This window comes from Nitrospira sp. ND1 (assembly GCF_900170025.1).
Taxonomy (GTDB): domain Bacteria; phylum Nitrospirota; class Nitrospiria; order Nitrospirales; family Nitrospiraceae; genus Nitrospira_A.
The window spans coordinates 3,399,426-3,425,222 of record NZ_FWEX01000006.1; the positions used below are offsets into that span (position 1 = coordinate 3,399,426).

A 25,797-nucleotide genomic window follows, 5' to 3' on the forward strand; every position below is an offset into this window, starting at 1 on the left:
TGACAAGGAGGCCCTATGATTGTTGATGTCGCCGCGATTCTGGTCGCCATTGCCTTTGCGGTGCTCGTGGGCTACCTCGTCCCGCTCTTGATTCAAATACGCAAGATGGTGGCCGAATCGGAGCAGCTGGTGACGAAGTTGAACGTCGAGTTGCCGACGCTAATTACCGAATTGCGCGCGATGAGTCAGAATCTGAATGATGTGACCGAGCAGGCGCGTGGCGGGGTTGAGCATGCGGCTGTCCTGCTGCATGCCGTAGGGGAGATCGGCGAATCGGTCAATCAGATACATAGTGTGGTGCGGGGCTCCGGCGGTTCGTTGTTGGCCAATGTGGCCAGTGTAGTGGCGGGGTTTCGCGCGGCAAAGCAAGTGGTGACGGAACGTTTCAAAGAGGGAGGGCATCACAATGGCGGATAATCAAGGTCCATCGTCGGCAGCGGTATTGTTGGGCTTCCTGAGCGGAGCGGCGTTGGGTGCGGTAACAGCCATCTTGTTGGCGCCGCGAACCGGACAGGAATCACGCGAGATGCTGCGCGGCTATGCCCGGCGCGCGGAGGACGGGCTGCGGGATTTGGTCGGCGAAGCGGGTGAGCGGTTTGAAGGGGCGGTCGAAGAAGGTCGCGACTTTATTGAATCGAAGAAAACCGTGTTGCGCGATGCGTTCGATGCAGGGCGGGAAGCGATGCGTCGGGAGCGCGAGCATTTCACGAAGGGGGAGCAGAGCTGAGCGTGGCATACGAAGTCGTCATCGGCGTGGAAGTGCATGCGCAGCTGCGCACGCAGTCGAAATTGTTTTGTGCCTGCGGCACGACCTTCGGCCTCACGGCGAATTCGCAGACCTGTCCGGTCTGTTTGGGGTTGCCCGGGACATTGCCGGTCATCAACGAGAAGGCCGTGGAGATGGCGGTGCGCGCCGGATTGGCGATGAACGGCACGATCGGGGTGCAGAATCGCTTCGCGCGCAAAAACTATTTTTACCCGGACCTGCCGAAGGGGTATCAGATTTCGCAATACGAAGCGCCGATTTGTGAACACGGCTGGATTGAAATTGCGGCCGGCGGCAGCCGCAAGCGTGTGCGCATCCGGCGCGCGCATTTGGAAGAAGACGCGGGAAAGAATCTGCACGAGGTCGGCAGCGGGATGAGCCTCGTGGATCTGAATCGCGCCGGAACGCCCCTGTTGGAAATTGTGACCGAACCGGACTTGAGCTCTTCTGAAGAGGTGGTGGCGTACCTCAAGGCGCTGCGCGACCTCTTGATGTATCTGGATGTCTGTGACGGGAACATGGAAGAGGGGAGTTTCCGCTGCGAGCCGAACCTGTCCCTGCGGCCCGTTGGGCAGGCCACGTTAGGGACGAAGGTTGAGTTGAAGAATATCAACTCGTTCAAGTTCGTGAAGGACGCGGTTGATTTCGAAATCAAGCGGCAAACCAAGGTGCTCAACGAGGGCGGGAAGATTTATCAGGAAACCAGGCTCTGGAATCACGAGCGCGGGGAAACCGCTGTGATGCGCAGCAAGGAAGAGGCGCATGACTATCGGTATTTTCCAGACCCTGACTTGGTCCCGATGGAGATTTCGTCCGAATGGATCGAGCAACTGCGCGAGGGACTGCCGGAACTGGCCTCGACCAAGCAACAGCGATTTATCACGGAGTACGGCGTGCCTGAGTATGATGCGGGGATTCTGACTTCCAGCAAAGCGCTGGCGATGTATTTCGACGCCTGCGTGAAACTGTACCCGCAACCCAAAACGGTGAGCAATTGGGTGATGGGCGAATTGCTGCGTGAATTGAACAACTCCGGGATTGAAGCGGCCGCTTCTCCCGTAACGCCTGAACGGTTGGTCGAGTTGTTGACCCTGGTGGATCAAGGGGTGATCAGCCTTAAGGTGGCACGAGAGATTTTTCCTGATGTCTATGCCTCGGGTAAGGCGCCGGCCCGGATCGTCCAGGAAAAGGGACTGACGCAGGTTTCCGATGAAGGGGCCTTGGCGACGATGATTGATGAAGTCTTGAAGAAAAATCCTGCCCAGGTCGGGCAATTTAAGGAAGGCAAGCAGCAGGTGCTGGGGTTCCTCGTCGGACAGGTGATGAAGGCGTCCGGAGGCAAGGCGAATCCCGGGAAAGTGAATGAGCTGCTGAAGAAGGCGTTGGCCTGAGGGGTGAGTGACTGGTGGGCGCCGCGTCACGCGTTTCGACGTGGCCCTCGGTGAAGGAGTCAGAGTGATCAGAGTGGTCAAGATTCAGTCTGGGTATCTGGAGGAGACACGAGCATGAGCGGAATCAGGAACGTGAAGGCACGGCAGATCATCGATTCACGGGGCAATCCCACGGTGGAAGTTGAAGTGCTTCTGGAGAGCGGGGCGCATGGTCGGGCGGCCGTGCCGTCAGGCGCCTCGACCGGTGAAAAGGAAGCCATCGAATTGCGGGATGGCGACAAGAAGCGTTGGATGGGAAAAGGCGTGTCCAAGGCGGTGGCGAATGTGAGCAAGACCATCGCTCCGCGCCTCATGGGGATGGAAGCCTTGGATCAGGCGGCTGTCGATCACGAAATGATCGCGCTGGATGGAACGAAGACCAAAGGCAAACTGGGTGCCAACGCCATCCTTGGCGTGTCTCTGGCGGTGGCCAAGGCCGCGGCCAACGAGACCGGTCAACCGCTCTATCGCTATCTTGGTGGAACGAACGCGCGGGTGTTGCCGGTGCCGCTCATGAACATTATCAACGGCGGCGCTCATGCGGATAACCGGCTCGATCTGCAGGAGTTTATGATCGTGCCGGTGGGTGCGTCCCGCTTCAGTGATGCGTTGCGGATGGCCACGGAAGTGTTTCATACGCTGAAGTCGCTCCTAAAGAAAAAAGGGCTCAATACGGCTGTCGGCGACGAGGGGGGATTCGCGCCTGATTTGCAATCGAACGAAGAGGCCCTCGCGCTGATTATGGAAGCGATTGAAGCAGCCGGGTATCGCCCCGGTCAGGATATCGCGCTGGCCTTAGACTGTGCAGCCAGCGAACTCTATGAAAAGGGACGGTATCGACTGGAGGCGGAAAAGAATCCTGAACGCTCCTCCGAGGAAATGGTGGCCTATTACGGCAAGTTGTTGGATCGTTATCCGATCCTCTCGATTGAAGACGGCTTGAGTGAACTGGATTGGAAGGGGTGGAAGATTCTGACGGAAAAACTCGGCAAGCGGGTGCAACTTGTGGGCGACGACATTTTCGTCACGAACGTCGAGATCTTTGCCAAGGGGATCGCGGAGGGCATCGGTAATTCGATCCTGATCAAGCTCAACCAGATCGGCACGTTGACGGAGACTCTGGATGCCATTGAACTCGCCAAGCGGTCCGGGTATACGGCCATCATCTCCCATCGATCGGGGGAAACGGAAGATACGACGATCGCGGATGTCGCGGTGGCGACGAACAGCGGATTGATCAAGACCGGGTCGTTGTCCAGGACGGATCGAGTCGCAAAATACAATCAACTGCTTCGCATTGAGGATGAATTGGGCGCGGCGGCCGTCTATCGAGGCCGTGCAGCGGTCCCATCGAGGGCCTAACCGTGATGATGATCAAGCCGAACCGGGGTCGCGACTGGTTGGATTGGCAACGGAAGCTCTGTTCCGCCGGCAAGTGGGTGGGGCTCGGAGCGCTGTTCCTCATGATGGGAACCCTGTTGTTCGGCGAGATGGGGATTTCGCGGTACTTGCATTTGCGTGACCATGCGGAGCAGCTTGATCAGGAGCTGGCCGAGCTTCAGCGGTTGAACGGTGAACTGCGCACGGATCTGGATCGTGTGCAATACGATCCGACTCGCATCGAAGAACTGGCTCGGGAGCGGTTAGGGTATGTGCGGAAAGGAGAAACGGTGTATCAATTGGCTCCGATTGGAGAGAAGGAACGGTTTCCCACGGTGAGGACACCATGAAGTTTGGAAGTGTGGCCATCATCGGACGGTCGAATGTCGGGAAATCGACGCTCCTCAATCGTCTGCTGAAAGAAAAAATCGCCATTGTCTCCGACAAGCCGCAGACCACCAGGACGCGGATTCTGGGTGTGGCGCATGTTGAGGGCGCTCAAATTGTGTTTCTCGATACGCCTGGGTTTCACGAACCGCATCACTTGTTGAATCGCCGCATGGTGCGCACGACACTGGACACCTTCGACGATGCCGATGTGCTGTATGTGGTGGTCGAAGCCACCGCTCAGCCAGGCCCTGGCGATCTCGCCGTCATCGAACATGTGAAGCAGGCGGTTGCCAAGCAGGCGCGGCCGGTGGTGCTAGTGATCAATAAAGTCGATCTGGTGAACAAGTCGCGGTTGTTGCCATTGATGGAGCAGTATCTGCGGATTTTCCCCTGGACGGAAATCGTTCCGGTCTCGGCGGAAACCGCGGACAATGTGGATCGCCTGTTGTCGGTGACGGTGTCGCTCCTGGCGGAAGGTGAGGCGACGTTTGGCGACGATGTGGTCACGGATCAATCGATGCGCACCCTCGCGGCGGAACTGATCCGGGAGAAAATTCTGCAGCAGACCTACGAAGAGGTGCCTCACTCGGTGGCGGTCGAGATCGAGGAGTTTATCGAGACCAAGAAATTGACCAAGATCGGCGCCGTGGTGCTGGTCGAGAAAGAGTCGCAGAAAGGCATTCTGATCGGCAAACACGGCGAACGTCTCAAGCTGGTGGGGACGGCGGCCCGGGAAGATATGGAACGCCTGTTCGGGACGAAGGTCTTTTTGAAGGTCTGGGTCAAAGTGCGCGAATCCTGGCGGGAAGACGAACAAACGCTTGCGGAGTTAGGTTATTAACGACCTCACCATCCAACCGCCCGAGCCTGCGCGACTTCCTGATCGGGAGCCGCTCGGGAAAGATGCGTCTCGTGACGCCGGCGGCGGACAGGCTAAGCCCGACGTGCGGCTGGTCTCCATTCAGCGGCTTCTGCGCCGTGGCGCCATCACCAATCTGGCCAAGATGCTGGCGCGCATGCATCCGGCGGATATTGCCAACGTCATCGACCATCTTTCCTCACTGAAAGAAAAACGAGAAATCTTCGAACTGGTGCGCGGAGACGTCAAGCGTGGGCAGGTGCTCAGCGAATTGGACGGCGAGAGCATCACGCTGGTGTTGTCCGATCTGCTGCCTTCCGATGCCGCCTGGTTGTTGAAAGACCTTGGTTCCGACGATATCGCCTACATTTTGAGTGTGATTCCGAACGATCGCGCCAAGGAGATCCTGGCGCTGATGCGGACGGAGGACTCCACTGAAATCGCCGACCTGCTGAAGTATCCCAAAGGCACGGCCGGCGGCATCATGACCACCGAGTTTTTCGCGCTCTTCGAGGATGCCACGGCGCAGGAAGCCATTCGTCGCTTGCAGCAGGCCACCGACGCGGAAATGGTGTTCTACATCTATGTAACGGACAAGGAGGACCGGCTTGTCGGTGTGTTATCGCTCCGCCAATTACTGACCGTCCCACCGGCGACTCCGTTAAAGAACATCATGACCCGGGATCTGATCAGCGTGGCCGTGGACATGGATCAGGAGGAGGTCTCGCGCCAGGTCGCGAGCTACAACCTGCTGGCCATTCCGGTGGTGGAGAAAGACGGCAAATTGGTCGGCATCATCACGGTAGACGACGTCGTCGATGTCATCCGTGAAGAAGCGACCGAAGACATGTTGAAAATGGCCGGCGCCATCGAAGAGGATGCGATGTTCAAGTCCTCCAGCATGGCCGCTGCTCGTGTGCGCCTGCCCTGGCTCTTTACCAATCTCGTCGGGAGCCTTCTGTCCGGCATGCTGTTGTGGATGTTCCGGTATACCATTCAGGAAGTGGTGGCCATCGTCAGTTTTATCCCCGTCATCGCGGCCATGGGGGGCAACGTCGGGTTACAGTCCTCCACGCTGATTATTCGAGGGCTCGCCACCGGCCTGGTGGAACTCACCGACGTGTGGAAGATTTTCTTTCGCGAAGCGAAGATTGCCTTTTTGATGGGCATTGCCTGTAGTCTGATGCTGACGGTGGTGGGCTGGCTGTGGCATCAGGTCTTTTTGGGCATGGTGGTCGGTGTGTCGCTCATTACGGCGTTCCTGGTCTCGACGAGTATGGCGACGGTGATGCCGATCGTCTTGAAGCGGATGGGCGTGGATCCTGCCGTCGCCGCCGGTCCGTTCGTGACGACGGCCAATGACATCACCGGCATTGCTATTTACCTCACGCTGGCGACGATCTTCCTCGAGCAAATTCGATAATGATGCGCGGTGGGTCTCCTCGTTTCCCTGTCATCCTTCACGCTGGGTGGTGAGATGCCGTTGGTGAAGACTGCTGCCATCGTGCTGCACAGCCGAAAGTGGGGTGAGGCCGACCGGATCGTCACGTTCTATACGATGCGTATAGGCAAGTTGCGCGGGGTCGCGCGCGGCGCGCGTCGGTTGAAGAGCCGTCTCGGCGGGATGATCGAGCCCTTTACCCTCTGCCAGCTGGATCTGTTTGAGAAGCCCGGCGATTCACTCTACCGGATTTCACAGGTCGCGCTGGATGAGCCGTTCGCCAAATTTCGAGACGATCTGACCCTCATGACCGCCGCGGGGCGCATGGTCAACCTTGTGAGTGCCGTCATGGCGGAAGGCGATCCGGAGCCGCGGGTATTTGAGATGTTGGAGTCGGGGTTACGCACGTTGTTGGAGAGTCGGGACGCGGCATGGACGACCTTATTGTTCCAGATTCGTCTGTTGGGGATGACGGGGTTCCGGCCGCAAACCGAGCAGTGTGCGACCTGCGGCCAAGTGCATCGAAGTCCGCTCCCGCAATTTTCACCCATGGCCGGGGGGATCGTGTGCGAGCGGTGCGCGAGCCGTCAGCCGTTTCGTTGTACGGCGTTGTCCCGCGGAAGCGTCGCATTTCTCCATCAAGCGTTGCATATGCAGCCGGCGCTCTTGAATCGGTTGCATGCGGCCGGCCAGGTGCGGACTGAAGTCGAGTCGGCCATAGAAAGTTATGTCACGGTGGTGGCGGGGCGACGGCTTCCGCCGGTCGATTTTTTGACCAGTGGAAGCCCTGCGTAAAAAGGCATCCGGTTTGCGTGTTGCAGGTGTTTTCGGATTTCTAGTAAGGGAGTGTTGCCTGTTATGACTGAGACGGTGTTTGAACCGACCGACATGGAATGGGTGGCGAAGGGTGTCTTGAGCATCACGTGGAGTGACGGGCACAAGGCGCTCTATCCTGTCCGTTATCTCCGGCAGCATTGCCCGTGCGCCGCCTGTACGGATGAGTGGACGGGAGAGCTTCGGCTGAAACCGGATGACGTGCCGATGGTGATGATGTTGCAGGATGTGCAGCCGGTGGGACGGTATGCGTTCCAATTTACATGGAGTGACGGGCACGATACGGGGATCTATTCCTATACGTTTCTTCGGCGGATGTGCCAGTGCGATGTGTGCCAGCCGGTGAAACCTGTGGAGCCGCGGTCCAGACGGTTGCTCTGATCGGTCGGACGCAGGTGTATGACGGAACGGGAGGTCTACTCAGATGACACAAGCGCGAATCATTGCTGTGGGATGGTGGTGGCTTGTCGCTATCCTCTCGGCGGGCTGTTCGAGTCTTCCTTCGTTGGATCAGCAAAAACAGCTGGTTCAGCAGGGGGACTATCGAATCCATCAGCTGACCCCGAGAGCTTTCCTTGAAACCTGGGGGGAACCGACCTATACCCATCAGCAGTTCACGCATTTCTTCGGGATGCAGGACGGGCAACTGATTCCTCAGTCGCGCATGGCGCTCGGAGAGTCTCCGCAGGGGTGGGAGACGGGGCTTGCCGCGGGCGATGCGTTATTCCTGGCCTATGCCGATCGTGGCCAGTATCTGGTGTTTCTCGATGAGGCGCTTGTGTACCATGAGGCGATGACGCCCGAGAAGGTTCATGCTGTCGGCAAGACCTGGAAGTACGAATCTCAGTTCAAGACGCGACTCGAATTATCCCCGGCCATGAAGTAAGTGGTGGCGGCTCCTCCTATGATGGCTCCTCCTTCCAATCATCGTCCCCTGAAGATCTGTATGGTGTCCTCCGAGGTCGTACCCTTTGCGAAGACGGGCGGACTCGCCGATGTGGTCGGAGCCCTCGCGACTGAGTTTGCCAGGTTGGGGCACGATGTCTGCGTTCTACTGCCGGCCTATCGACAGGTCGATGCGCTGGGCGATCAGGTGGTCGACTATGCCCGGTTGGCGGTGCCGACCGCGCAGGGGCTGGTAGAGGCGCGTATCCAAGAGCGCACCGGCCCGCATTCGCATGTGACAGGTTCTGGACGCCTGCGAGTGTTGACTGTTCGCCACGATGCGTTCTTTTCCCGCTCAGGTCTCTACCAGGAGGCCGGTCACGACTATCCCGACAATCTCGAGCGGTTCGCATTTTTTTGTCGGGCCGTCATGGAATTGTTGGTGCACTTCGGTGAAAAGGACGGCTGGCAGGTGGATCTGCTGCATGTGCATGATTGGCAAGCCGCCCTGTGTGCAGTCTACTTGCGGACGCTCTATCAAGCGAAGTCCGCCCTCAGCAATATCCGTAGCGTGCTGACCATCCATAATCTGGGATATCAGGGATTATTTCCGGCTGAACATTTTTCCCTCACCGGCCTGCCTGCCCAGCTGTTTACCCCCGCTGCGCTTGAGTTTTACGGGAAACTGAATCTCTTAAAAGGAGGGCTTGTCTTCGCCGATCTGCTCACCACAGTAAGTCCCACGTACAGTGAAGAGATTCAGACGCCAGAATATGGTTGTGGGCTGGAAGGGGTGATCAGCGGGCGGAAGGACGTGCTGCACGGAATCGTGAATGGCATTGATGCTGAGATCTGGAATCCCGCCAAGGATCCCCACCTGCCGACCCAGTATTCTCTGTCCGATATGTCCGGAAAGGCGCGATCCAAGAAAGGGCTTCAGCGTGAACTGAAGCTTCGTACCGACAAGGGGCCGCTTGTCGGGGTGATTGCGAGACTGACCGGTCAGAAGGGTATCGATCTCGTGATCGATATTATTCCGGAACTGATGGAACTCGATGTGCAGGTCGTGATTCTCGGGACCGGAGATGTGAAGTATGAGCAGCTGGTGCGTGAGTTGGCGGAACGGTATCCTGGGCGACTCGCGGTGCGCAACGTCTTTGACGAAGGGCTGGCCCATCGGATTGAAGCCGGCGCGGATATGTTTCTCATGCCGTCCCGTTATGAGCCTTGCGGCCTCAGTCAGTTATACAGCCTTCGCTATGGTACTGTTCCTATCGTGAGGAAGACCGGAGGGTTGGCCGACACTGTGGTCAACTATACACCGAGCGCTTTCAAGGGATCGCGTGTCACCGGTTTCAGCTTTACGGATACCAGCGCGGACTCGCTTTTGACCTGTCTCTTGCTTGCATTGTCGATCTACCGGAAAAAGGCGGATTGGCACCGCATCGTCAGGGCGGGCATGGAGCAAGATTTGTCGTGGGCTCGATCAGCCGAGATCTATCTGCGGTTATTTCAGGAGCTGCTTGAAGGGAAAGCGCCGCAGCGGAAGTAGGGCTCACCTGCGCGAAGCGTAGAGACTACCGGAGAGCGGCCTGGAGTGTGAGGTCGAGGTACGACAGCCGTTCTCGAGCTTGCGAGGTGTAGTAAGAATAGTCGGATTGTGTCTGGTTTTCTAGCACCAGCCTGAACTCATTTCTTGCCAGATCATGTTCTCCGACTGACACGGCCAGATTCCCAGCATGCAGGCTACAGGCAGCGGCCATGGCATGAACGTCCACCGCCAGTCTCGAGGCCGGCTGGGTCACCATGCTCTTCAGCTTGGTCGGGAGGAAGTTTTCGAGTGGTGCGCGGAAAGCCTGGGCCTGACTGACTTCGCGTAATTTGTGTGAATCGAGCAGGGCCGATTGGGTTTGATCCGAGGACAGACAATGTGTGTAGGTGCTCCACACATCCATAAATCGGACATTATCGTATCGAACCGAGGTGGTCGCAGGGTTGGATTGGCAACCAACGACCGACAGGGCAGCAACCAGAATGGCGAGGATGCCGACTCTGATGTCTCGTCTATCGCTCATGTGCCGCCTCCTCCAATTCGTGTCTCTTTGTCGAGACAACCAACGTAGTGAGCAAGTGTCGGGCCACGGTTTGCAATCGTAACAAATTGAAATAATTGACCTTAAATTCGTATTTTGAAGTCGTTCCTGTCTCAATAATATGTCACTGTGTTGAATAGAACACGGAAGATGAGAGCCGGATAGGGATCTTGAATGGCTAAACGGTGGTCGCATCGTGCCTTCCCTGGCGGTCGACCTAGCCGTCGAGATTGCGCGGATCGCTTTGTGGCGTGATGGGTAGTGTCTGGTGTAGCTGAGTATTCAGGACTGGTTGGCGTTATCCTGCGATGTTCTCGGTGGTACCTCGCAAATTGGGTGATAGAGAACTTCTCCATGACCGAGTCCGTGCTCGGCCATCGCTCGCAGGACGACGGATGCGAGATGGTATTCCTGTGACGATGCGGTGGCGGCAGTGCCCGTCACTGGGCTACTATTCTGCAACTGGGCGGCGGATGTAGCGAAGTGGGGCATCAGTGGTAGCTAAAGATGAAGGAGCCCATTGTTGGGTGAATGCCCCTCACATGGTTCGGGTAGAGTGCTGGCGGTTGTGGCTCTAGCGAATTTTGTGCGTGGCTGATATTGTCGGGAACTCGTGGTGTGCATGTCCTCTGCCGTGTGTCTGGTCATGTAACCCGGCGGCACGCGTTGCTTCAAGCAGCTGGTTCCGCAGATGGGGCGGTTGTTGCAATCCGACTGCCTGACCGTTTTGACATCTATCCCAGCAGTCAAACCGTATCGAGTGCCATCCTTTTGGTGAAAGGTTCCTCCGCTCATGAATGCGAGCCAAGCGTTGACCAAGACACGTCAATTCAGAAACCTGCTCCTCTCTGAACAACTGCAGTTCATCTGCGAAGCCCACAACGGACTCAGCGCGAAAATCGTCCAAGAGGCCGGGTTCCCCGGTATTTGGGCCAGCGGGCTCTCTATTTCGGCTCAGTTCGGCGTACGTGACAACAATGAGGCCAGCTGGACCCAGGTGCTTGAAGACTTGGAATTCATGTCCGATGCCACCCGCATTCCGATCCTCCTTGACGGTGACACGGGGTACGGCAATTTCAACAACATGCAGCGGCTCATTCGCAAACTCGAACAGCGCAACATCGCCGCGGTGTGCATCGAAGATAAGCTGTTCCCCAAGACCAACAGTTTTCTCAAGGGCGATGCGCAGCCGCTCGCCGATATGCAGGAATTTTGCGGCAAAATTAAAGCTGGGAAAGATGCGCAGACCGACCCGGATTTTTGCCTGATTGCCAGGGTTGAGGCCTTTATCTGCGGGTGGGGGCTGGCGGAGGCGCTGCGGCGTGCGGAGGCCTATCATCAGGCGGGCGCGGACGGCATTCTCATTCATAGCGCGCTCTCGGTGCCGGATGAGATCCTCGCGTTCAAGCGGGAATGGGGCAATCGTTGTCCGGTGGTGATTGTGCCCACGAAATACTATGCGACGCCGACGGATGTGTTTCGGCAGCATGGTTTTTCGATGGTGATCTGGGCAAATCATATGCTGCGTGCGGCCGTGGCCAGCATGCAGAAAACCGCGCGCGCGTTGAAGGAGAGTGAGCATCTCCTCTCCATTGAGGATAAGGTCGCGCCGGTCTCCGAAATATTTCGGCTGCAGAATGCCGCGGAGTTGCTGGAGGCGGAAGAACGTTATCTGCCCCGAGGTGCCGAGGGCACCTCAGCGGTAGTATTGGCCGCTTCCCGGGGAGAGGAATTGGGGGAGCTGACCGAGGACCAACCCAAGACCATGGTGAAAGTGCAGGGCGTTCCCATCCTGAGCCACATCGTCGATGCGTATAATGCCGTCGGGATTAAAGATATTTTAGTCGTCCGTGGCTATAAGAAAGAGGCGGTGAACCTCCCCAACTTGACGTATATCGACAATCTCGAATTTGCTGAGACCGGCGAGTTGGCCTCCTTGTCCCAGGCTTTGCAATCCAGAAAAGGGCGTTTCCAGCCGACGATCGTTTCCTATGGAGATGTATTGTTCAATAAATATATTCCGCAGGCGTTGTGCCAGGAGCAGGATGACTGCGTGATTTTCGTCGACAGCAACTGGAGGGATCAGAGCAGTTATGCCCGCTTGGGCGGTTTTGCCGAATGCTCCATTCCGAATTCGCGGAAAGCCTTCAATGCCAAAATCCATCTCAAGCAATTGGGGAAGACCCTTCCCGAAGAGTCGATCCATGGAGTCTGGATGGGGTTTCTTAAGCTCTCTTCCAGCGCGGCCAGCCAGGTCAATGATCTCCTGTTGGACATGCTTGCCGATCCAGCGAATCGAAGGGCCGGCATTCCGCAATTAGTGCAGGCACTTCTGAAACAGGACGTCCCGGTTCGTGTGTTGTATACGGTCGGTCATTGGTTGGATGTCAACAGCCTGGAGGATGTTGTCCAGGCTGGGAATTTCTGAGTTTCCACCCAAGTAGATTCGGTTAGGTGGTTATGGCCGGATGAAAAATCCTGTCTGCAGTAGAAGCACAGGTGAGGTCCAGCTACACGAGGCGTCCGCTTCAGGAGATACGACGGCATGATTGATCCGCAGGATTTTATTAAGCACCTTCAGGCCAATGGGGTGGAGTTTTTCACTGGGGTACCTGATTCTCTGTTGAAGGAGTTCTGTGCCTGCCTTGAACATCTGCCTCGTGCCGGTCACCACATCATCGGTGCTAACGAAGGGGGTGCTGTGGCGCTGGCACTCGGGTACCATCTCGCAACGCGGAAGGTTCCGCTGGTCTATCTGCAGAATTCCGGGTTGGGAAACATCATCAATCCTCTTTTGTCGTTGGCCGACCCCGAAGTGTATTCGGTTCCTCTCTTGCTTGTGATCGGGTGGCGAGGAGAGCCAGGTGTCCATGATGAACCGCAACACAAGAAGCAGGGGCGGGTGATGCTCTCCATGCTCGAAGCGATGGAAATTCCCCATTCCATTTTGGGGCCTGAGTTAGTTGATCCGCAGGCAGCGCTGGCGGATGCCCTGGCTCATGTTCGAAAGATGAGCGCACCGTATGCGCTCGTCATCAAGAAAGGGACTTTTAAACCGTTTGCTGTACCCAAGGTTGAGAAAACAGAGTTTCCGCTCTCACGGGAAGAGGCGATTCAGCAGGTGATCGAATCGTTGGGCGAACGCGATGTGCTCATTTCTACGACCGGCATGCCATCGCGTGAAGTATATGAGTATAGGAGCAAGCGGGGGGAAGGCCATCAGCGGGATTTCTTAACCGTGGGAGGGATGGGGCACGCTTCCCAAATTGCCCTGGGAATTGCGCTCCAAAAACCGGGACGTCCCGTCTATTGTCTTGATGGAGATGGCGCTCTGCTCATGCACATGGGGGCTCTTGCTATCACTGGCGCTCTCAAACCCCGCAATTTTAAGCATATCATTGTGAACAATGGGGCTCACGATTCGGTAGGCGGGCAGCCGACTGTGGCCTTTGATGTCGATGTTCCGGGCATTGCCCATGCTAGCGGCTACGAATCGGTATTTTGTGCTCAAACTAAGCAGGAACTTCAGTCCCGTCTGGCAGAGTTACAGCGTTCAAGTGGTCCGAGCTTGTTGGAGGTCCGAGTACGCTGTGGTGCCAGGAAGGATATCGGGCGCCCGGTAACAACTCCAAGTCAGAACAAGAATGCGTTCATGGATTTTGTCGAGAATTGAGGCGTGGGGTGGTTCGCTCGAGCGTTTTGTGCAGGATGGTAGTTTGGGCGAAGCTCAGTCTAGTAAGTGAGCGTCAGGTCTGTGGCTGGCTCCGATTGAAATCCATAATCTTATTCTCGCAGGATGACAACTAGAATGCTAAGATCGGAACACTTGGACTAGAACTCCTGTCCGAGTCGTTGAATTTGTCTTTCGCATAATGTGTTTGATGTGTTCCTTCACTGTCTGCTCGGTGATCTTCAGCGCGTTGGCGATTTCCTTATTGGTCCATCCCTTCGCCAGATTTTCGACCACTGATTGTTCTCTGTTTGTGAGCTGAAACCGTTCCTTGGCTTGATCGGTATTAAGTTGCTGCCGGCGGCCAAGTTCTTCTAGTGTTATGACAAGGCGGGCATACTGGATGCCACCTCGATCGGGTAAGCCAAATCCTCGAAGGAGGACGGGCTGATTTGGGTTTCCTGCGATTCGTTTGACCTCAAATTGTTCCCAGTCCTTTGCCTCGGTGCGAACTTGGAGTGCTTTCAGAACTTCGGTGCAGAGTTCGGTCAAGGCAGCGGGAAGCACCCCCTGGGCGGACTTTGCAGGTGCGCCACCGTTTTCAGCCATATTGATGAGCTTGGACAGCTCAGCGGCTTGTCGATTCATATGCAGCAGTTGCATGGAGGAGGATAAAACGACGATCCCGGCACCTGCACGTTGGTCAGCCAGGTTATCTGCAGGTTCCTGAGAGTGAGCAGCGTTTTGAGCCACGGTTATACTCCGTATGGTCCTTAATCTCTCTAGACAATCAGGCTATTTCTGATAACCTAAAGCATGTGTCTGTTACTAGTAATGCTACATAATACTTTCGAGGTAGTCAAATTATACTTGTGGGGGATTTATCCGTACGTCATTGGTATTGTTCGTTGGCGCTCGTACTTCTATACTGCAAAAGCAGAGGCAATTATCGTTGGTTAGGGCAGCTAGCATGAGATGAACTGGTAAATGACTTCGGTAGCCGTTGTTCAATGGGCGTGCCGGATCTGTCCATCAACCGTAAATTGCTTAGTTATTAATGGTATAGGCTATGGTGGGTTCCAGCCAGGCGCTTTGTAAAGTTTTGTGCGGTAATGAGGTTTCTGGAGATGCGTGATCTAAGCAGTCAAAATGGGCCTGTAGCCCAGGACGGATGGGACTGGCCCACAATTGCGGCCAGCGAGAAGCACGCCGAGCGGCTAGCGCTCCTCCGTCCAATTCCTTATGAAATGTCCCTACCGAATCATGAAAGTGGTCAAAACGGACCCAGCGTGTTCCACGGACGGGCGCTCTCATTGAACATAAGCAGTGGTGGGATGTTGATCCTCATGGCTCAGGCGCCACTGCTTGATCAGGTCATCAAGGTACATGTTCCGACCCCTGTTGCGCTGGCCGAGACCCCAACACTTGCGGAAGTGCGCTGGATTAGAAAAGTCCCCTTTTCAGCGTCGGGAAGTGAGGCATCCTTTTTCGTGGGTTTGAAGTTTTTGTTCTCGGCGGGAAGGTAGATGCTAGGCAGTTGTTGCAAGTGGCCAGCTGGAATTTCTTCAGGAGAATAAGTCATGAATGGTAAGGCCTTATTGAGCGGGATTATCCTTGTGGGAAATGTGATCGGTGTGGCGCATGCCGGACAATTTGACCAGGTGCCCAAGCCGACGTTAGTAGCGGGACCGTCTCCAGGGGCAAGTTCGTCTGGGGTCCGCCACGGAGGCGAAGGGGCAGAAAAATCATCCCTTACGGTGACCCCGGATTATATTATGGGCCCAGAAGATGTGTTAGAGATTACAGTCTGGAAAAATGCTGATCTTTCCAAGCAAGTTCAAGTTCGACCTGATGGAAGGATTTCGCTTCCGCTCATTGGCGATGTCTCAGCAGTGGGACGAACTGCGGCTCAGCTGACCGAAGAGATTTCTGCTCGACTGAAGTCTTACATGGAAAACCCGACAGTTTCGATCTTGGTTCGAGAGGTAAATAGTTATCAAATTTATGTTCTTGGTGAGGTAAATGCACCTGGTAAGTACCCTTTAAAAAGCAAAACAACCTTGCTGCAAGCGATTACGATCGCGCATGGTTTTACGCAAGTGGCTGCGCGCAACAAGATTGTGGTATTTCGATTCGGGAAAGACGGCGAGGGGCTGAACAAGATTAAGGCGAGTTACGACGATATTGTACTGAGAGATGGATCCGATCAAAACATAGAGCTAAAGCCCGGAGATCAAATTGTCGTGCCTTCTGAAACGATGGTGGTGTTGCCGTCAAGGTAGAGCCTCGTCGGTCGAATTTACGGGTGACATTTCGCTGAAGCGAGCCAAAGGAGTGGGGAAATTGAAAACTTTCGGTTGCAGATGGTTGCGAGGGGGGGTATGTATTGTTTTCAGCCTGCTTCTACCTCTCCCAGGGTGCTGGATCGGGAATGAACAAATCGACTTTAATGTCACCTATATCCCACCGAATGAGTTCTTGTTGGGACCGGAGGACGTTCTTGTTGTAAATATTTGGCGAAATCAAGAGCTGTCCCGAGAAGTCATTATTCGTCCTGATGGGAAAATCTCCATGCCTTTAATTGGCGATGTTCAGGCCGCAGGAATGACATCCAATGTTTTGGCGAAGAGAATCGCAGATGGGTTGGCTGAGTTTATGTCCAATCCGACAGTGTCGGTGCAAGTCAAAGAGGTCAATAGTTATTATGTGTACGTTCTCGGCGAAGTATCAAAGCCGGGTAAGGTGCCGCTAAAGTCGTATGCAACGGTTTTACAAGGCATCTCGTTGGCCGGAGGTTTCACAACGTTTGCCTCGAGAAATAAAATCCATGTGCTTCGGGTTGTTCCCAATGGTCAAGGGCAGCCGAAACAGGTTCAAATTCCTGTTCCCTATGAAGACATTATTCAAGGTAAAAACTCGGAGGGAAATTTCTTCCTCAAGGCGGGTGATGTCATTGTTGTGCCGTGACCAGTGCTTGAAGATAGGTTGGTTGTGTTACGGCGTTTTTGCCCTGGTGTCGTGTTGGACTATATCCGACTCTGCCGCGCAACAGATACGCGTGGTGCCGTCAATCTCGGTTATCGAGCAGTACGACAGTAACGTATTTTTCACACCGAAGTCGTTATTGGCACCAGGTACAAAAGTCGATGATTTTATCACTGTAGTTACTCCTCAGCTAAATTTTATGCAGAGTAACTCACTGGTGAAAACAAATCTGTCAGTTGGCGCGGTTGTTCAGAAATTCGTAAATAACTCAGCCCTGGACAACGTCGGATTCAATGCGAGTACGGGAATTGATCTCTCCCAAGCTGTGAATAGGATTTTGCCACGAATGCGAGGGGCTCGGATCTTTGGAACATACATGTATACCCCTTCGGCCCCTGCATTCGGTGCTTTCGGAGGAGGAGGGTTTGGTGCCGGAGGGGTCGGGATTGCAGGGCCGATTGACTCGGGACTGCTCACTCAGCGAATTAGAACCACTATGTTCAACGCTGGGTTTGCAAACTCTTACTCCCTTTCGCCGACTACAGATTTTCAAACTACCTACACCTATTCTCAGATTAGTTTCGGTGGGTCATTCACCCCATCTACGACAGTGTCCGGGCAAGCCCAGAACACGGTGTTCGATACCACGACCCATTCCATTTCAGCAGGGCCGACGTCACGGATTTCCGCTATCGACACCTTGACCGTGAAGTATACGTTTGTGCAAATGTCTCAAGCCCAATTTGGCGACTATGCGACTCATGGTGGGACACTTGGCTGGGGGAGAGCGTGGACCAAGGAGCTGAGTTCCTCGCTTAACGGGGGGCTGACCCTCGTTGAGCCTATCCCGGACCTCTCTACTACCGGAGGTCAGCGAAGAATCCCCGCCACAATGTTTCCGACGGGGGGTTTTAGCGTAACGTATGCCTCAGGCTCTTCTTTTCTTAGGAAGTTAGGCAGTGAAATTCAAGAGGCGACTGGAACGAGTGGTGCCGGTTCTGTAGGAGGTGGAGGTTTTCTTCCACTTCTTGCTGGAATGAATATGCCCGGTGGAATTGCGGCTCCCGGGTCTTATCGAGTCACCCTTATGTATAACCTCGGCGTGTTTCCAAGCTTTGTTCAATCTGCCGGGCCTATATATACGCATACAATCTTATTGGGTGGTACCGCTGGAATCACTGATAGGCTGAGTGCTCAGGCGCTTTTCAACTATGCCCGAAGCAGTTACACATCTGAGGCCATTGGTACGACGTTCAGCACCTATGGAACGACTGTATCCCTCAATTACCTCATCACACCCATGTTGACTGCCAGACTAAGTCACCAGTGGCTCAAGTTTGATAATCAAACGAGTGGTGTGAGTGCTGCCGATTTCGGTTTTGCAAAACAAGTAGTTCTGCTTGGTTTCACATACGCGTATTCACCACGAGGAGATTTTTTCCGGTCTGGTGCCTTCTGGGAAGGTCCCTCCGGTGCCTCCTCGTCTGCTGAGTCAGGAGTGAGTAAATCTGGATCAGGAGGAGTGGATACAAAGAAATGAACACGCGCACATTGTCTCCAGAGGATTATTGGCGAGCGGTTGTCAGCAGAAAGTGGTTTGTTATTTCTGCAATCTTGGTCTCGCTAAGTATTGCTGGTGTGGTATGTGCGCTCATGCCGAAGATTTATCAGTCAGCGACCAAAATGTGGTTTGAGGGTGCGAAGATCGAAGAGTCCATTGTGAGCGGGCCTACTCCAGCTGGAAGCGGCTATTCCCCTACACTGGATGATCGCGTCATGGAAGTGCGACAGTTTGTGATGGGGAGAAAAACTCTTGGGCAAATTGCGGGAGAGTTTGGGCTTTTTGGATACGAAAAAGATCATCCGGATGCTTCAGAATCAGAGAATGCCATCAGAGCCATGCGAGGATCGATTAAGGTTGAGCCTACCAAGGATAAGCTATTTATCACACTCTCGTTCTCAAACGAGGATCCCATTATAGCTAGGGATGTTACGACAAGACTCAGCGATTTGTTCATCGAGGAGACGCTGAAAGACCGGGAGCGAGGGGTTGAGGCGGCGGAGGATTTTCTTGGATTGGAGTTGAAACATGCAAAGGCAGAACTCGAAGTAAAAGAGAAAATAATTTCGGAGTTCAAACAGCAACATCTCGGGGAATTGCCACAGCAAATAGACGCTAATCTTCGGAAGCTTGATCGGCTTCAGGACGATATGCGCTCGCAAAGTGAGCAGGCTCAGAATCTGGCCAATCGATTGGCCCAAATCGACAAATCAATTAAAGATTACGAGGAGACTGGAGAAATCAGTAGTGATTCGCCGGTCGGCGGTTCCAGCAAGCGCAATAAGGATCCACGCCTTGGGAGAATTAAGGAATTGGAGCGGCGCTTAGTGGAGCTGTCCTCCATATATAAAGAGACCTATCCCGATCTGGTACAAGTTAAGGAGGAGATTAAGAAACTCCGAGAGATGACTTCAGCTCAGTATCGCGATTTGTTGCCTGATAGCGAGGGCGTTGAAGAACCGGCTGTTGGAAAAAAGTCTAAGCGCAAGGCGATGGATCCATACCATGCTGAGCTTCTCAAGCAGCGTGAGGAGATCGTTCTTGAGTTGGATGCAGTAAAACGCCACCAGACACATATTTCTAGTGAAATTTCTCAGTATGAACGGAGGGTGGAACATACCCCAGAGCGGGAACAGAAACTAAAGACACTTGAACGGGACTATGAAAACCTTCAAAAGAATTATCAATCGCTTCTGGACAAGAAACTCAGTGCCGGTATGCAGAAGAGTTTGGCCCAAGGACGCAAGGGAGCCAAGTTTAGCATCGTAGATCCGGCCTATACCCCAGTCGTTCCTGTTGTGCCCAACATTCCGTTGATTATGGCGGCAGGACTTGTCCTGGGCTGCGCGTTAGGTTTTGGCGGTGCCGTCGGTCTTGAGCTTATGGGACGAGGATTCCGGTCTGCGGAAGAGGTCGAGCTGACTTTGGGCCTTCCGGTGATTGCGTCAATTCCACTGTACGAAAGTGCGTTCGGCGGATCAATGCAAACCGTGCGGGCACTTTCTGGCAAAAGCCGAAATGCTGCGGTGTTGTTACCGCGTTATGGAAAACAGGGTGAAAGTCTGGAGATTTCTGGAGGCCTTCCTGTTGCATCTGTCAGCAAGTCCAGAGGTGCCAATGGGAAACTAAATGACCCAACTCCTGGTCTGGAGTTGGTCTCAATGTGGCGACCGCTTTCATTTGTGGCGGAGCAATATCGTGTTGCGGCCACCCGGCTTGAGTTGATGACAGGGGATCGAAAGAGTACGGCGATAGTTGTGACCAGTGCTGTCATGGGAGAGGGAAAGTCCTCTACGGCCCTTAATTTGGGCTACGTGCTGGCGAAAGACCTTGATCGTAGAACCATAGTGATCGATTGCGATCTCAAGCGGCCTATGCAACATATCTATGCAGGAGTCTGGCAGCAACCGGGCCTGGCTGAGGTTCTGCGTGGCACCAAGGTGGTCGAAGATTGCTTGCAGAGACTTGGGGAGGCGGGCCCATGGATTCTTACCGCAGGGGCGGTCGGAGATAACCCGTTGGCCTTATCGAAAATGCATCAGTTGGCTGATCTGATTGCTGAACTGAAAGAAAAATTTGATTACGTGATCATTGATGCTCCGCCGGTGTTGCCACTTGCTGACATGCAGGTGTTGGCAAGCATGGGAGATCTTCTCGCCTATGTGGTGAAGGCGAGCATGACTGGTCGCGATGTTGTACAAAAGGCATTGAGGGTCATCGGTGATACCGCCAATGTGGGGATTATCTTGAATGGCTTAGATGCACATACCACTCCCTACTATATGCAACAGGAGTATTACCGCGAAGCTCACCATGAACAGCTCAAGTAAGTCCGAACAGGAGATAGGCCTAGAGCCTGTGGTCACTCAACCACCACTGGTTTCAGTGTCGGTTAGCTTTCCTAAATTCACGCGGCGAGTGTTGATTCTAGGTGTTGGGCCTCTTGCTCGAGATCTCTGTCAGACCCTTCTGTCTAAACGAACCGGTTTTACCGAGGTAGTGGGGTTTCTTGATAAGGATGCGAGTAGGGTTGGTGAGCGGTTGGTAAATCCGAGCATCATCGGTACCTACGATCAACTATTTGAGATTGCGGAGCGATATCAAGTTCATACCGTGGCCGTGTGTTTGGAAGATCGTCGCGCGGTTCTGCCCGTTCAAACGCTATTGGACATGAAGGCCATGGGGCGTGATGTTGTTGATGGCCACTATCTGTATGAGGAAGAATCGGGCCGCCTTTCGATTGACCATCTCAAGCCGAGTGCACTCATTTTTTCGACTGGGTTCCGTCGTCGATTAGTCACGATGCTCTTGAAGCGGTGCCTGGATGTTTTGGTGGCAATCGTAGGAATAGTCGCACTGGTGCCGCTGGTATTGCTTCTCTCTATCCTTATCAAGCTAGACTCATCCGGTCCTGTTTTCTACCGGCAAATGCGAGTTGGGCTTCGCGGCCGCCCTTACATGATCTGGAAGTTCAGGTCCATGCGACAGGATGCTGAACAAAGCGGGGCGAGATGGGCCACAAGTGAAGATCCCAGGGTATCCAGAGTTGGTCGATGGATTCGGAAGTGGAGGTTAGATGAACTGCCTCAACTGATCAATGTGATGAGAGGCGAGATGAGTTTGGTTGGCCCAAGACCAGAGCGCCCGGTGTTTGTGCAGGAACTCAGAAACACCATACCTTATTACGATCTGAGGCATACCGTTCGTCCAGGAATCACAGGGTGGGCACAAACCCGTTTTCGGTATGGTGCATCGAAGGAAGACTCGCACGTCAAGCTTCAATATGACCTCTTCTATGTGAAGAATTTGTCACTGGCGTTGGATTTGCGAATTGTTGTTCATACAGTGAAAGTAATGTTGATGGGTGAGGGGGCACGGTAGGGGGCGCAAATGCCTGATGCAATTCCTAGACATTGTTTGTCATTTGACGTCGAGGAGCATTTTCAGGTTTCGGCATTTGAAACCCCCATGCGAAGAAGGCACTGGGGGCAATTCGAGAGTCGCGTCGAAGACAATACTGAGAGACTGCTTGGATTGCTGGAAAATAGAGGCGTTCGCGCAACCTTTTTTATTCTAGGGTGGGTGGCAGAGCGGTATCCTTCGCTAGTTCGCCGTATTGCATCCGGCGGACACGAAGTGGCTTCACATGGGTATGCCCATGAACTCATAACAAGCCAAACTCCTAGTACTTTTCGCGAGGATATTCGTAAGGCCAAGGGTATCTTAGAGAATATTCTTTCTCAGCCTATGCTTGGCTATCGCGCACCGAGCTTTTCCATCACCAAAGATACGATGTGGGCGACTCAGATTCTGGTTGAAGAGGGCTATGTCTACGATTCCAGTATTTTCCCGGTACTCCATGATCGCTACGGTGTGCCCTCTGCAAACCCGGAGGCGCATCAACTGTTGACCGCATCAGGTCTCCTATGGGAGGTGCCCCCCTCAACGGTTAAGTGCTTGGGGGTGCGGCTACCCGTTGCTGGGGGTGGGTATTTTCGGTTGTATCCGTATGCACTGTTGCGTGCGCTCCTTCGCAAGTTGGAAGCCGAGGGGGCTTCACTAGTGATGTATATGCATCCGTGGGAATTCGACCCGGATCAGCCAAGAATGGAGGGTTCATTGGTGTCGCGAATGCGACACTACTTGAATCTTGACAAGACCGAAATCCGAATGCGGGAACTCTTGCAAGATTTCTCTTTTGCTCCAATTCGAGAAGTCTTTCCCCAAATTGAACAAATGCACAGTGCGCGGCTGGTTTCTCAGGTTTCGGGAGTGTAAGTGCATTCTCGGAAAAGTCCATCAGCGGCATTACCCAGTTAATATCCTTCTCAGGGCAATTTACCCAGACTACACTGACGCTTTCTTGCTCGCGATTAGATTGTTCCTACTTATATCGACAAAACTCAAACTGTGCTAACGTTCAGTAATCGCATCGTGGATCGACTTCCCGCTTATTGGGGCGCATTGGGAGAGTGGTATCAGCAGCTCCCGTCCCAAGTCGTTTCTCTCACATGCGTAAGCGCGGGCGCTGATAGTTCAACAGAATGGTTCTCCGCCTCTCGAGAAGCGTATTTGCTTGCCTCCATTGAGTGTGCACTATTCTTCGATCGTAAACAGTGAATTTGATTAGGATAGAAATCATTTCCTGCCGGCTGTGCTACTCTTGTGGTGTGGACCCGTCAGCATTCGTTGACACTCTCTGCATAGGCAGACCCAGGAAAAGAAGTGGATTCCGGTCATTTGCTCGAGAATGAGTGGAGAGGTAGTTGCGCCGGAATATTCGTCTCGGGTGGCGGAATCCAATAGCTAGGTATCACGATGGAATCTACTGTAGAGCAAGAAAGCATGGCCGTGCTGGTAATAGAACCCCGCACGGGTTATGTCCAGGTGGGATGGCGTGAATTGTGGGCTGCACGGGAATTGTTGTACTTTCTCGCATGGCGGGATCTCAAAACCCGCTATGCTCAGACCGCTATTGGGGCTGGCTGGGCCCTCATGCAGCCTTTGCTCAGCACGCTGATCTTCACCCTTGTATTCAGCTACTTGGCAAAAGTGCCTTCGGATGGACTGCCTTATCCACTCTTCGCATTCGCTGCCCTTCTGCCATGGTCCCTGTTTGCGAGGAGCCTGGAACGCAGCACATTGAGCGTGGTGACCGAAGGCGGCCTGATTAAGAAAGTCTACTTTCCACGGCTGATCATTCCAATCGCCGCCACCTTCATTAATCTCGTTGATTTTACTGTCGGGCTGCTGATTCTTATAGGAATGATGACGTGGTATCAGGTGCTTCCCCAGTGGACGGTTCTGTTTCTACCTCTGTTCGTTATCGTCGCGCTGCTTACTGCATTGTCGGTAAGTCTGTGGCTGTCGGCTCTCAATGTGAAATATCGCGATGTGGCTTCGGTCGTCCCATTGATGACGCAGTTGTGGATGTTCGCCTCTCCGGTACTCTACCCGGCATCTCTGGTACCCGAGTCGCTCCGGTGGTACTACGGTTTAAATCCTATGGCAGGTGTGATTGAGGGATTTCGGTGGGCGCTACTAGGCAAGTCGGCTCCCGACTGGACTATGGTGGCGGTGAGTTTGGGTGTTGTGGGCTTCTTGCTGATCGGGGGTGTCATGTTTTTTCGGAGGGTGGAGCGAACCTTCGCCGATCTGATTTAGATGAGCAACACCGCTGTCAGCGTTACCGGTCTCTCCAAGTGCTATCGCCTGGGGACGACGCATGCTCAAGACGGCTCTCTGGCCGGAGCCTTGACGCGTGGACTCCGCCGCCTCATCGGTGGACAGCCGGCATCCCCCCAGACCCATGACACCCTGTGGGCGCTGCGCGACGTGTCGTTTGAAATCAAAAAAGGCGAAGTCTTTGGAGTCATCGGCACCAACGGCTCGGGCAAGAGCACACTCCTTAAGATCCTCTCGCGGGTGACGGAACCCACCAAAGGCCGTGCGCTCATCCACGGCCGATTTTGTGGCCTCTTGGAAGTGGGCACGGGCTTTCATCCGGAGCTGACCGGTCGCGATAACGTCTTCATGAGCGGCGCGATTCTCGGCATGAAGCGGCAGGAAATCGCCCGCAAGTTCGACGAGATCGTGGCGTTTGCCGAAGTGGAGCAGTTCATCGACACGCCGGTGAAACATTATTCCAGCGGCATGTATGTCCGGTTAGGGTTCTCCGTGCTGGCCCATATGGATCCGGACATTCTGATCGTCGATGAGGTGTTGGCGGTCGGGGACGTCCGGTTTCAAAAGAAGTGCATGGGGAAGATGGAAGATGTGGGGCAGCATGGGCGGACGGTGATCCTCGTCTCCCACGACATGCCGGCCATCACGCGGATGTGTTCCCGCGTGATTCTGCTGAACAAGGGGGAGATCGTGCAGGCAGGGCCGGCGCATGAAGTGGTGAATCACTACCTCCATGCCGGGCACATCCAGCCTGCGGTCGAATGGCTGGATCCAATCCAGGCTCCGGGCAATGACGTCGCTCGCCTCCGTGCCTTACGGGTCAGATCCGAAGCGGGACAAGTTACGGATGTCATCGATATTCGAAAGCCTATGCGAGTAGAAATCGAGTATGACATCCTCAAGCCAGGGCAAATGGTTGTTGCGCAATTTGGTTTCAATACCGAAGAAGACGTGATCGCCTTCATCGTCAACGACCGGGACCCAGTATGGTACAGGCGTCCTCGTCCAGTGGGTCGATATATCAGTACCGCCTGGATTCCTGGGAACTTTCTGTCAGAGGGAACAATGATAGTAGGGGGAGGGATTTTTTCGGAAGATCCTTGGCATGAACATTGTGATGTGCCGCGAGCTGTGGGTTTTCGAGTTGTGGATCCCGGGACTAGGGATACGGCACGAGGTGACGTGACAGGACGGTGGGAGGGGGTTGTAAGGCCCTTGCTTCGATGGACAACAGAGCATAGCTCGCTATAACGAGGGACCCAGTAGTCCGTACTGGTATGGTTGTTCCTCGCTGGGTTGAGAGGATGGCATCATGACAATCGATAGCGTTGTGCTGTTGGTTTTTCTGTGACTGGCTAATAAGCCAGCAAATAGGTTCGTGGGAGTAACCCTGTTGGCGCACGAACAGGATTTCGGCGTGAATAGGGAGTAGTCGTCTGTGCAAAGCCTGAGATCGAGATAAGGCTCACGTTTCACAACTCGTTGGGCTGTGGGGATGATCCTTGTAGGAGTGAATGATGCAGAGACGATGGGAGGACTTAACGGGAAAGCTCAGCTGCACCTTCTTGGCGAGCAGAATGCTATTTGAGGAGGTCTTTCAGCTTAAAGATGTTATGGTAAAGAGCGATGGCAATAGCCTTACCTGCCATGTGAGTTTGTCGTGCTTGTGGGTACAGAATTGGGTCGAGGCGGCAAACTCCGTGGGTACGACTATGAGTTTGGTGATTGATCAGCTTTCGATGATGTTCTGCGAATTTAAGCCTTGTCCTGGCTGCAGGTAGGCATATGCTGGGAAGGCGAAGGAAGTGTACTCGATGC

24 protein-coding genes are annotated in these 25,797 nt (G+C 54.3%); 22 read left to right on the top strand and 2 right to left on the bottom strand.

Annotated features, from left to right (window positions below; translation table 11 throughout):
* Positions 1-15: 15 nt before the first annotated feature.
* From NSND_RS20500 to glgA, 11 genes are all read left to right on the top strand, one after another.
* Positions 16-417: a DUF948 domain-containing protein gene (locus NSND_RS20500; RefSeq protein WP_080880761.1), complete on the top strand. Its 402-nt coding sequence runs from the start codon at positions 16-18 to the stop codon at positions 415-417.
* Positions 407-727: a YtxH domain-containing protein gene (locus NSND_RS20505; protein ID WP_080880762.1), complete on the top strand. Its 321-nt coding sequence runs from the start codon at positions 407-409 to the stop codon at positions 725-727. Before NSND_RS20500 ends, NSND_RS20505 begins: the two co-directional genes overlap by 11 nt.
* Positions 728-729: 2 nt before the next feature.
* Positions 730-2,157, top strand: coding sequence for an Asp-tRNA(Asn)/Glu-tRNA(Gln) amidotransferase subunit GatB (gene gatB / locus NSND_RS20510; protein ID WP_080880763.1), 1,428 nt, complete (start codon positions 730-732; stop codon positions 2,155-2,157).
* Between the two features lie 114 nt (positions 2,158-2,271).
* A complete protein-coding gene (gene eno, locus NSND_RS20515) occupies positions 2,272-3,558 on the top strand; it encodes a phosphopyruvate hydratase (protein ID WP_080880764.1) in 1,287 nt (428 codons plus the stop codon).
* 5 nt (positions 3,559-3,563) lie between these two features.
* Positions 3,564-3,926, top strand: coding sequence for an FtsB family cell division protein (locus NSND_RS20520; RefSeq protein ID WP_235000352.1), 363 nt, complete (start codon positions 3,564-3,566; stop codon positions 3,924-3,926).
* Positions 3,923-4,807 carry a GTPase Era gene (gene era / locus NSND_RS20525; RefSeq protein ID WP_080880765.1) on the top strand — a complete coding sequence of 295 codons (885 nt, stop codon included), beginning with the start codon at positions 3,923-3,925 and terminating at the stop codon, positions 4,805-4,807. The genes NSND_RS20520 and era overlap by 4 nt, the downstream gene beginning before the upstream one ends.
* 103 nt (positions 4,808-4,910) lie before the next feature.
* Positions 4,911-6,248, top strand: coding sequence for a magnesium transporter (gene mgtE, locus NSND_RS20530; RefSeq protein WP_013249431.1), 1,338 nt, complete (start codon positions 4,911-4,913; stop codon positions 6,246-6,248).
* 9 nt (positions 6,249-6,257) lie between these two features.
* Positions 6,258-7,061 (top strand): DNA repair protein RecO, encoded by an 804-nt coding sequence (gene recO, locus NSND_RS20535; protein WP_080880766.1) that lies wholly within the window; start codon positions 6,258-6,260, stop codon positions 7,059-7,061.
* A 63-nt stretch (positions 7,062-7,124) separates the two neighbouring features.
* A complete protein-coding gene (locus tag NSND_RS20540) occupies positions 7,125-7,481 on the top strand; it encodes a gamma-butyrobetaine hydroxylase family protein (RefSeq protein WP_080880767.1) in 357 nt (118 codons plus the stop codon).
* 43 nt (positions 7,482-7,524) lie between these two features.
* Positions 7,525-7,986, top strand: coding sequence for a hypothetical protein (locus NSND_RS20545; RefSeq protein ID WP_080880768.1), 462 nt, complete (start codon positions 7,525-7,527; stop codon positions 7,984-7,986).
* Positions 7,987-8,046: 60 nt separating this feature from the next.
* The gene (gene glgA / locus NSND_RS20550) at positions 8,047-9,537 is read left to right on the top strand and encodes a glycogen synthase GlgA (protein ID WP_159450921.1); all 1,491 of its coding nucleotides are present in this window, start codon (positions 8,047-8,049) and stop codon (positions 9,535-9,537) included.
* A 25-nt stretch (positions 9,538-9,562) separates the two neighbouring features.
* Here glgA and NSND_RS20555 read toward each other — a convergent pair whose 3' ends face one another.
* Positions 9,563-10,060 carry a hypothetical protein gene (locus NSND_RS20555; protein WP_080880770.1) on the bottom strand — a complete coding sequence of 166 codons (498 nt, stop codon included), beginning with the start codon at positions 10,058-10,060 and terminating at the stop codon, positions 9,563-9,565.
* A gap of 811 nt (positions 10,061-10,871) precedes the next feature.
* Between NSND_RS20555 and aepX the strand changes: the two genes are divergently transcribed.
* The gene (gene aepX, locus NSND_RS20560) at positions 10,872-12,506 is read left to right on the top strand and encodes a phosphoenolpyruvate mutase (protein WP_080880771.1); all 1,635 of its coding nucleotides are present in this window, start codon (positions 10,872-10,874) and stop codon (positions 12,504-12,506) included.
* Between the two features lie 117 nt (positions 12,507-12,623).
* Positions 12,624-13,751 carry a phosphonopyruvate decarboxylase gene (gene aepY, locus NSND_RS20565; RefSeq protein ID WP_080880772.1) on the top strand — a complete coding sequence of 376 codons (1,128 nt, stop codon included), beginning with the start codon at positions 12,624-12,626 and terminating at the stop codon, positions 13,749-13,751.
* A gap of 138 nt (positions 13,752-13,889) precedes the next feature.
* Here the strand turns inward: aepY and NSND_RS20570 are convergent, their stop codons facing one another.
* Complete coding sequence (locus NSND_RS20570) at positions 13,890-14,501, bottom strand: response regulator transcription factor (RefSeq protein ID WP_200810569.1); 612 nt, start codon at positions 14,499-14,501, stop codon at positions 13,890-13,892.
* Between the two features lie 494 nt (positions 14,502-14,995).
* On the opposite strand from NSND_RS20570, the gene NSND_RS22255 reads away from it, so the two are divergent.
* The 9 genes from NSND_RS22255 to NSND_RS20610 all read left to right on the top strand — a co-directional run bounded on the left by NSND_RS22255 (position 14,996) and on the right by NSND_RS20610 (position 25,230).
* Positions 14,996-15,274, top strand: coding sequence for a PilZ domain-containing protein (locus tag NSND_RS22255; RefSeq protein WP_369974255.1), 279 nt, complete (start codon positions 14,996-14,998; stop codon positions 15,272-15,274).
* Positions 15,275-15,328: 54 nt separating this feature from the next.
* A complete protein-coding gene (locus NSND_RS20580; RefSeq protein ID WP_080880774.1) occupies positions 15,329-16,030 on the top strand; it encodes a polysaccharide biosynthesis/export family protein in 702 nt (233 codons plus the stop codon).
* Positions 16,031-16,082: 52 nt separating this feature from the next.
* Positions 16,083-16,715, top strand: coding sequence for a polysaccharide biosynthesis/export family protein (locus tag NSND_RS20585; RefSeq protein WP_143833646.1), 633 nt, complete (start codon positions 16,083-16,085; stop codon positions 16,713-16,715).
* A gap of 91 nt (positions 16,716-16,806) precedes the next feature.
* Positions 16,807-18,273, top strand: coding sequence for a hypothetical protein (locus NSND_RS21085; protein WP_143833647.1), 1,467 nt, complete (start codon positions 16,807-16,809; stop codon positions 18,271-18,273).
* Positions 18,270-20,624, top strand: coding sequence for a GumC family protein (locus NSND_RS20590; RefSeq protein WP_080880776.1), 2,355 nt, complete (start codon positions 18,270-18,272; stop codon positions 20,622-20,624). The genes NSND_RS21085 and NSND_RS20590 overlap by 4 nt, the downstream gene beginning before the upstream one ends.
* Positions 20,608-21,675, top strand: a complete 1,068-nt coding sequence (locus tag NSND_RS20595) for a TIGR03013 family XrtA/PEP-CTERM system glycosyltransferase (protein WP_159450922.1) — start codon at positions 20,608-20,610, stop codon at positions 21,673-21,675. The genes NSND_RS20590 and NSND_RS20595 overlap by 17 nt, the downstream gene beginning before the upstream one ends.
* Before the next feature lie 9 nt (positions 21,676-21,684).
* Complete coding sequence (locus NSND_RS20600) at positions 21,685-22,572, top strand: XrtA system polysaccharide deacetylase (RefSeq protein ID WP_080880778.1); 888 nt, start codon at positions 21,685-21,687, stop codon at positions 22,570-22,572.
* 567 nt (positions 22,573-23,139) lie between these two features.
* Complete coding sequence (locus tag NSND_RS20605; protein ID WP_235000326.1) at positions 23,140-23,958, top strand: ABC transporter permease; 819 nt, start codon at positions 23,140-23,142, stop codon at positions 23,956-23,958.
* Positions 23,959-25,230, top strand: a complete 1,272-nt coding sequence (locus tag NSND_RS20610; RefSeq protein WP_080880780.1) for an ABC transporter ATP-binding protein — start codon at positions 23,959-23,961, stop codon at positions 25,228-25,230.
* Positions 25,231-25,797 lie beyond the last annotated feature (567 nt).

What these genes read in the sequence shown, in the direction of transcription:
- NSND_RS20500 (WP_080880761.1), top strand. Translation starts at nt 16, where the DNA reads ATGATTGTTGATGTCGCCGCGATTCTGGTCGCCATTGCCTTTGCGGTG.
- NSND_RS20505 (WP_080880762.1), top strand. Translation starts at nt 407, where the DNA reads ATGGCGGATAATCAAGGTCCATCGTCGGCAGCGGTATTGTTGGGCTTC.
- eno (WP_080880764.1), top strand. Translation starts at nt 2,272, where the DNA reads ATGAGCGGAATCAGGAACGTGAAGGCACGGCAGATCATCGATTCACGG.
- NSND_RS20520 (WP_235000352.1), top strand. Translation starts at nt 3,564, where the DNA reads ATGATGATCAAGCCGAACCGGGGTCGCGACTGGTTGGATTGGCAACGG.
- era (WP_080880765.1), top strand. Translation starts at nt 3,923, where the DNA reads ATGAAGTTTGGAAGTGTGGCCATCATCGGACGGTCGAATGTCGGGAAA.
- NSND_RS20540 (WP_080880767.1), top strand. Translation starts at nt 7,125, where the DNA reads ATGACTGAGACGGTGTTTGAACCGACCGACATGGAATGGGTGGCGAAG.
- NSND_RS20545 (WP_080880768.1), top strand. Translation starts at nt 7,525, where the DNA reads ATGACACAAGCGCGAATCATTGCTGTGGGATGGTGGTGGCTTGTCGCT.
- glgA (WP_159450921.1), top strand. Translation starts at nt 8,047, where the DNA reads ATGGTGTCCTCCGAGGTCGTACCCTTTGCGAAGACGGGCGGACTCGCC.
- NSND_RS20555 (WP_080880770.1), bottom strand. Translation starts at nt 10,060, where the DNA reads ATGAGCGATAGACGAGACATCAGAGTCGGCATCCTCGCCATTCTGGTT.
- aepX (WP_080880771.1), top strand. Translation starts at nt 10,872, where the DNA reads ATGAATGCGAGCCAAGCGTTGACCAAGACACGTCAATTCAGAAACCTG.
- aepY (WP_080880772.1), top strand. Translation starts at nt 12,624, where the DNA reads ATGATTGATCCGCAGGATTTTATTAAGCACCTTCAGGCCAATGGGGTG.
- NSND_RS22255 (WP_369974255.1), top strand. Translation starts at nt 14,996, where the DNA reads ATGTCCCTACCGAATCATGAAAGTGGTCAAAACGGACCCAGCGTGTTC.
- NSND_RS20580 (WP_080880774.1), top strand. Translation starts at nt 15,329, where the DNA reads ATGAATGGTAAGGCCTTATTGAGCGGGATTATCCTTGTGGGAAATGTG.
- NSND_RS20590 (WP_080880776.1), top strand. Translation starts at nt 18,270, where the DNA reads ATGAACACGCGCACATTGTCTCCAGAGGATTATTGGCGAGCGGTTGTC.
- NSND_RS20595 (WP_159450922.1), top strand. Translation starts at nt 20,608, where the DNA reads ATGAACAGCTCAAGTAAGTCCGAACAGGAGATAGGCCTAGAGCCTGTG.
- NSND_RS20600 (WP_080880778.1), top strand. Translation starts at nt 21,685, where the DNA reads ATGCCTGATGCAATTCCTAGACATTGTTTGTCATTTGACGTCGAGGAG.
- NSND_RS20605 (WP_235000326.1), top strand. Translation starts at nt 23,140, where the DNA reads ATGGCCGTGCTGGTAATAGAACCCCGCACGGGTTATGTCCAGGTGGGA.
- NSND_RS20610 (WP_080880780.1), top strand. Translation starts at nt 23,959, where the DNA reads ATGAGCAACACCGCTGTCAGCGTTACCGGTCTCTCCAAGTGCTATCGC.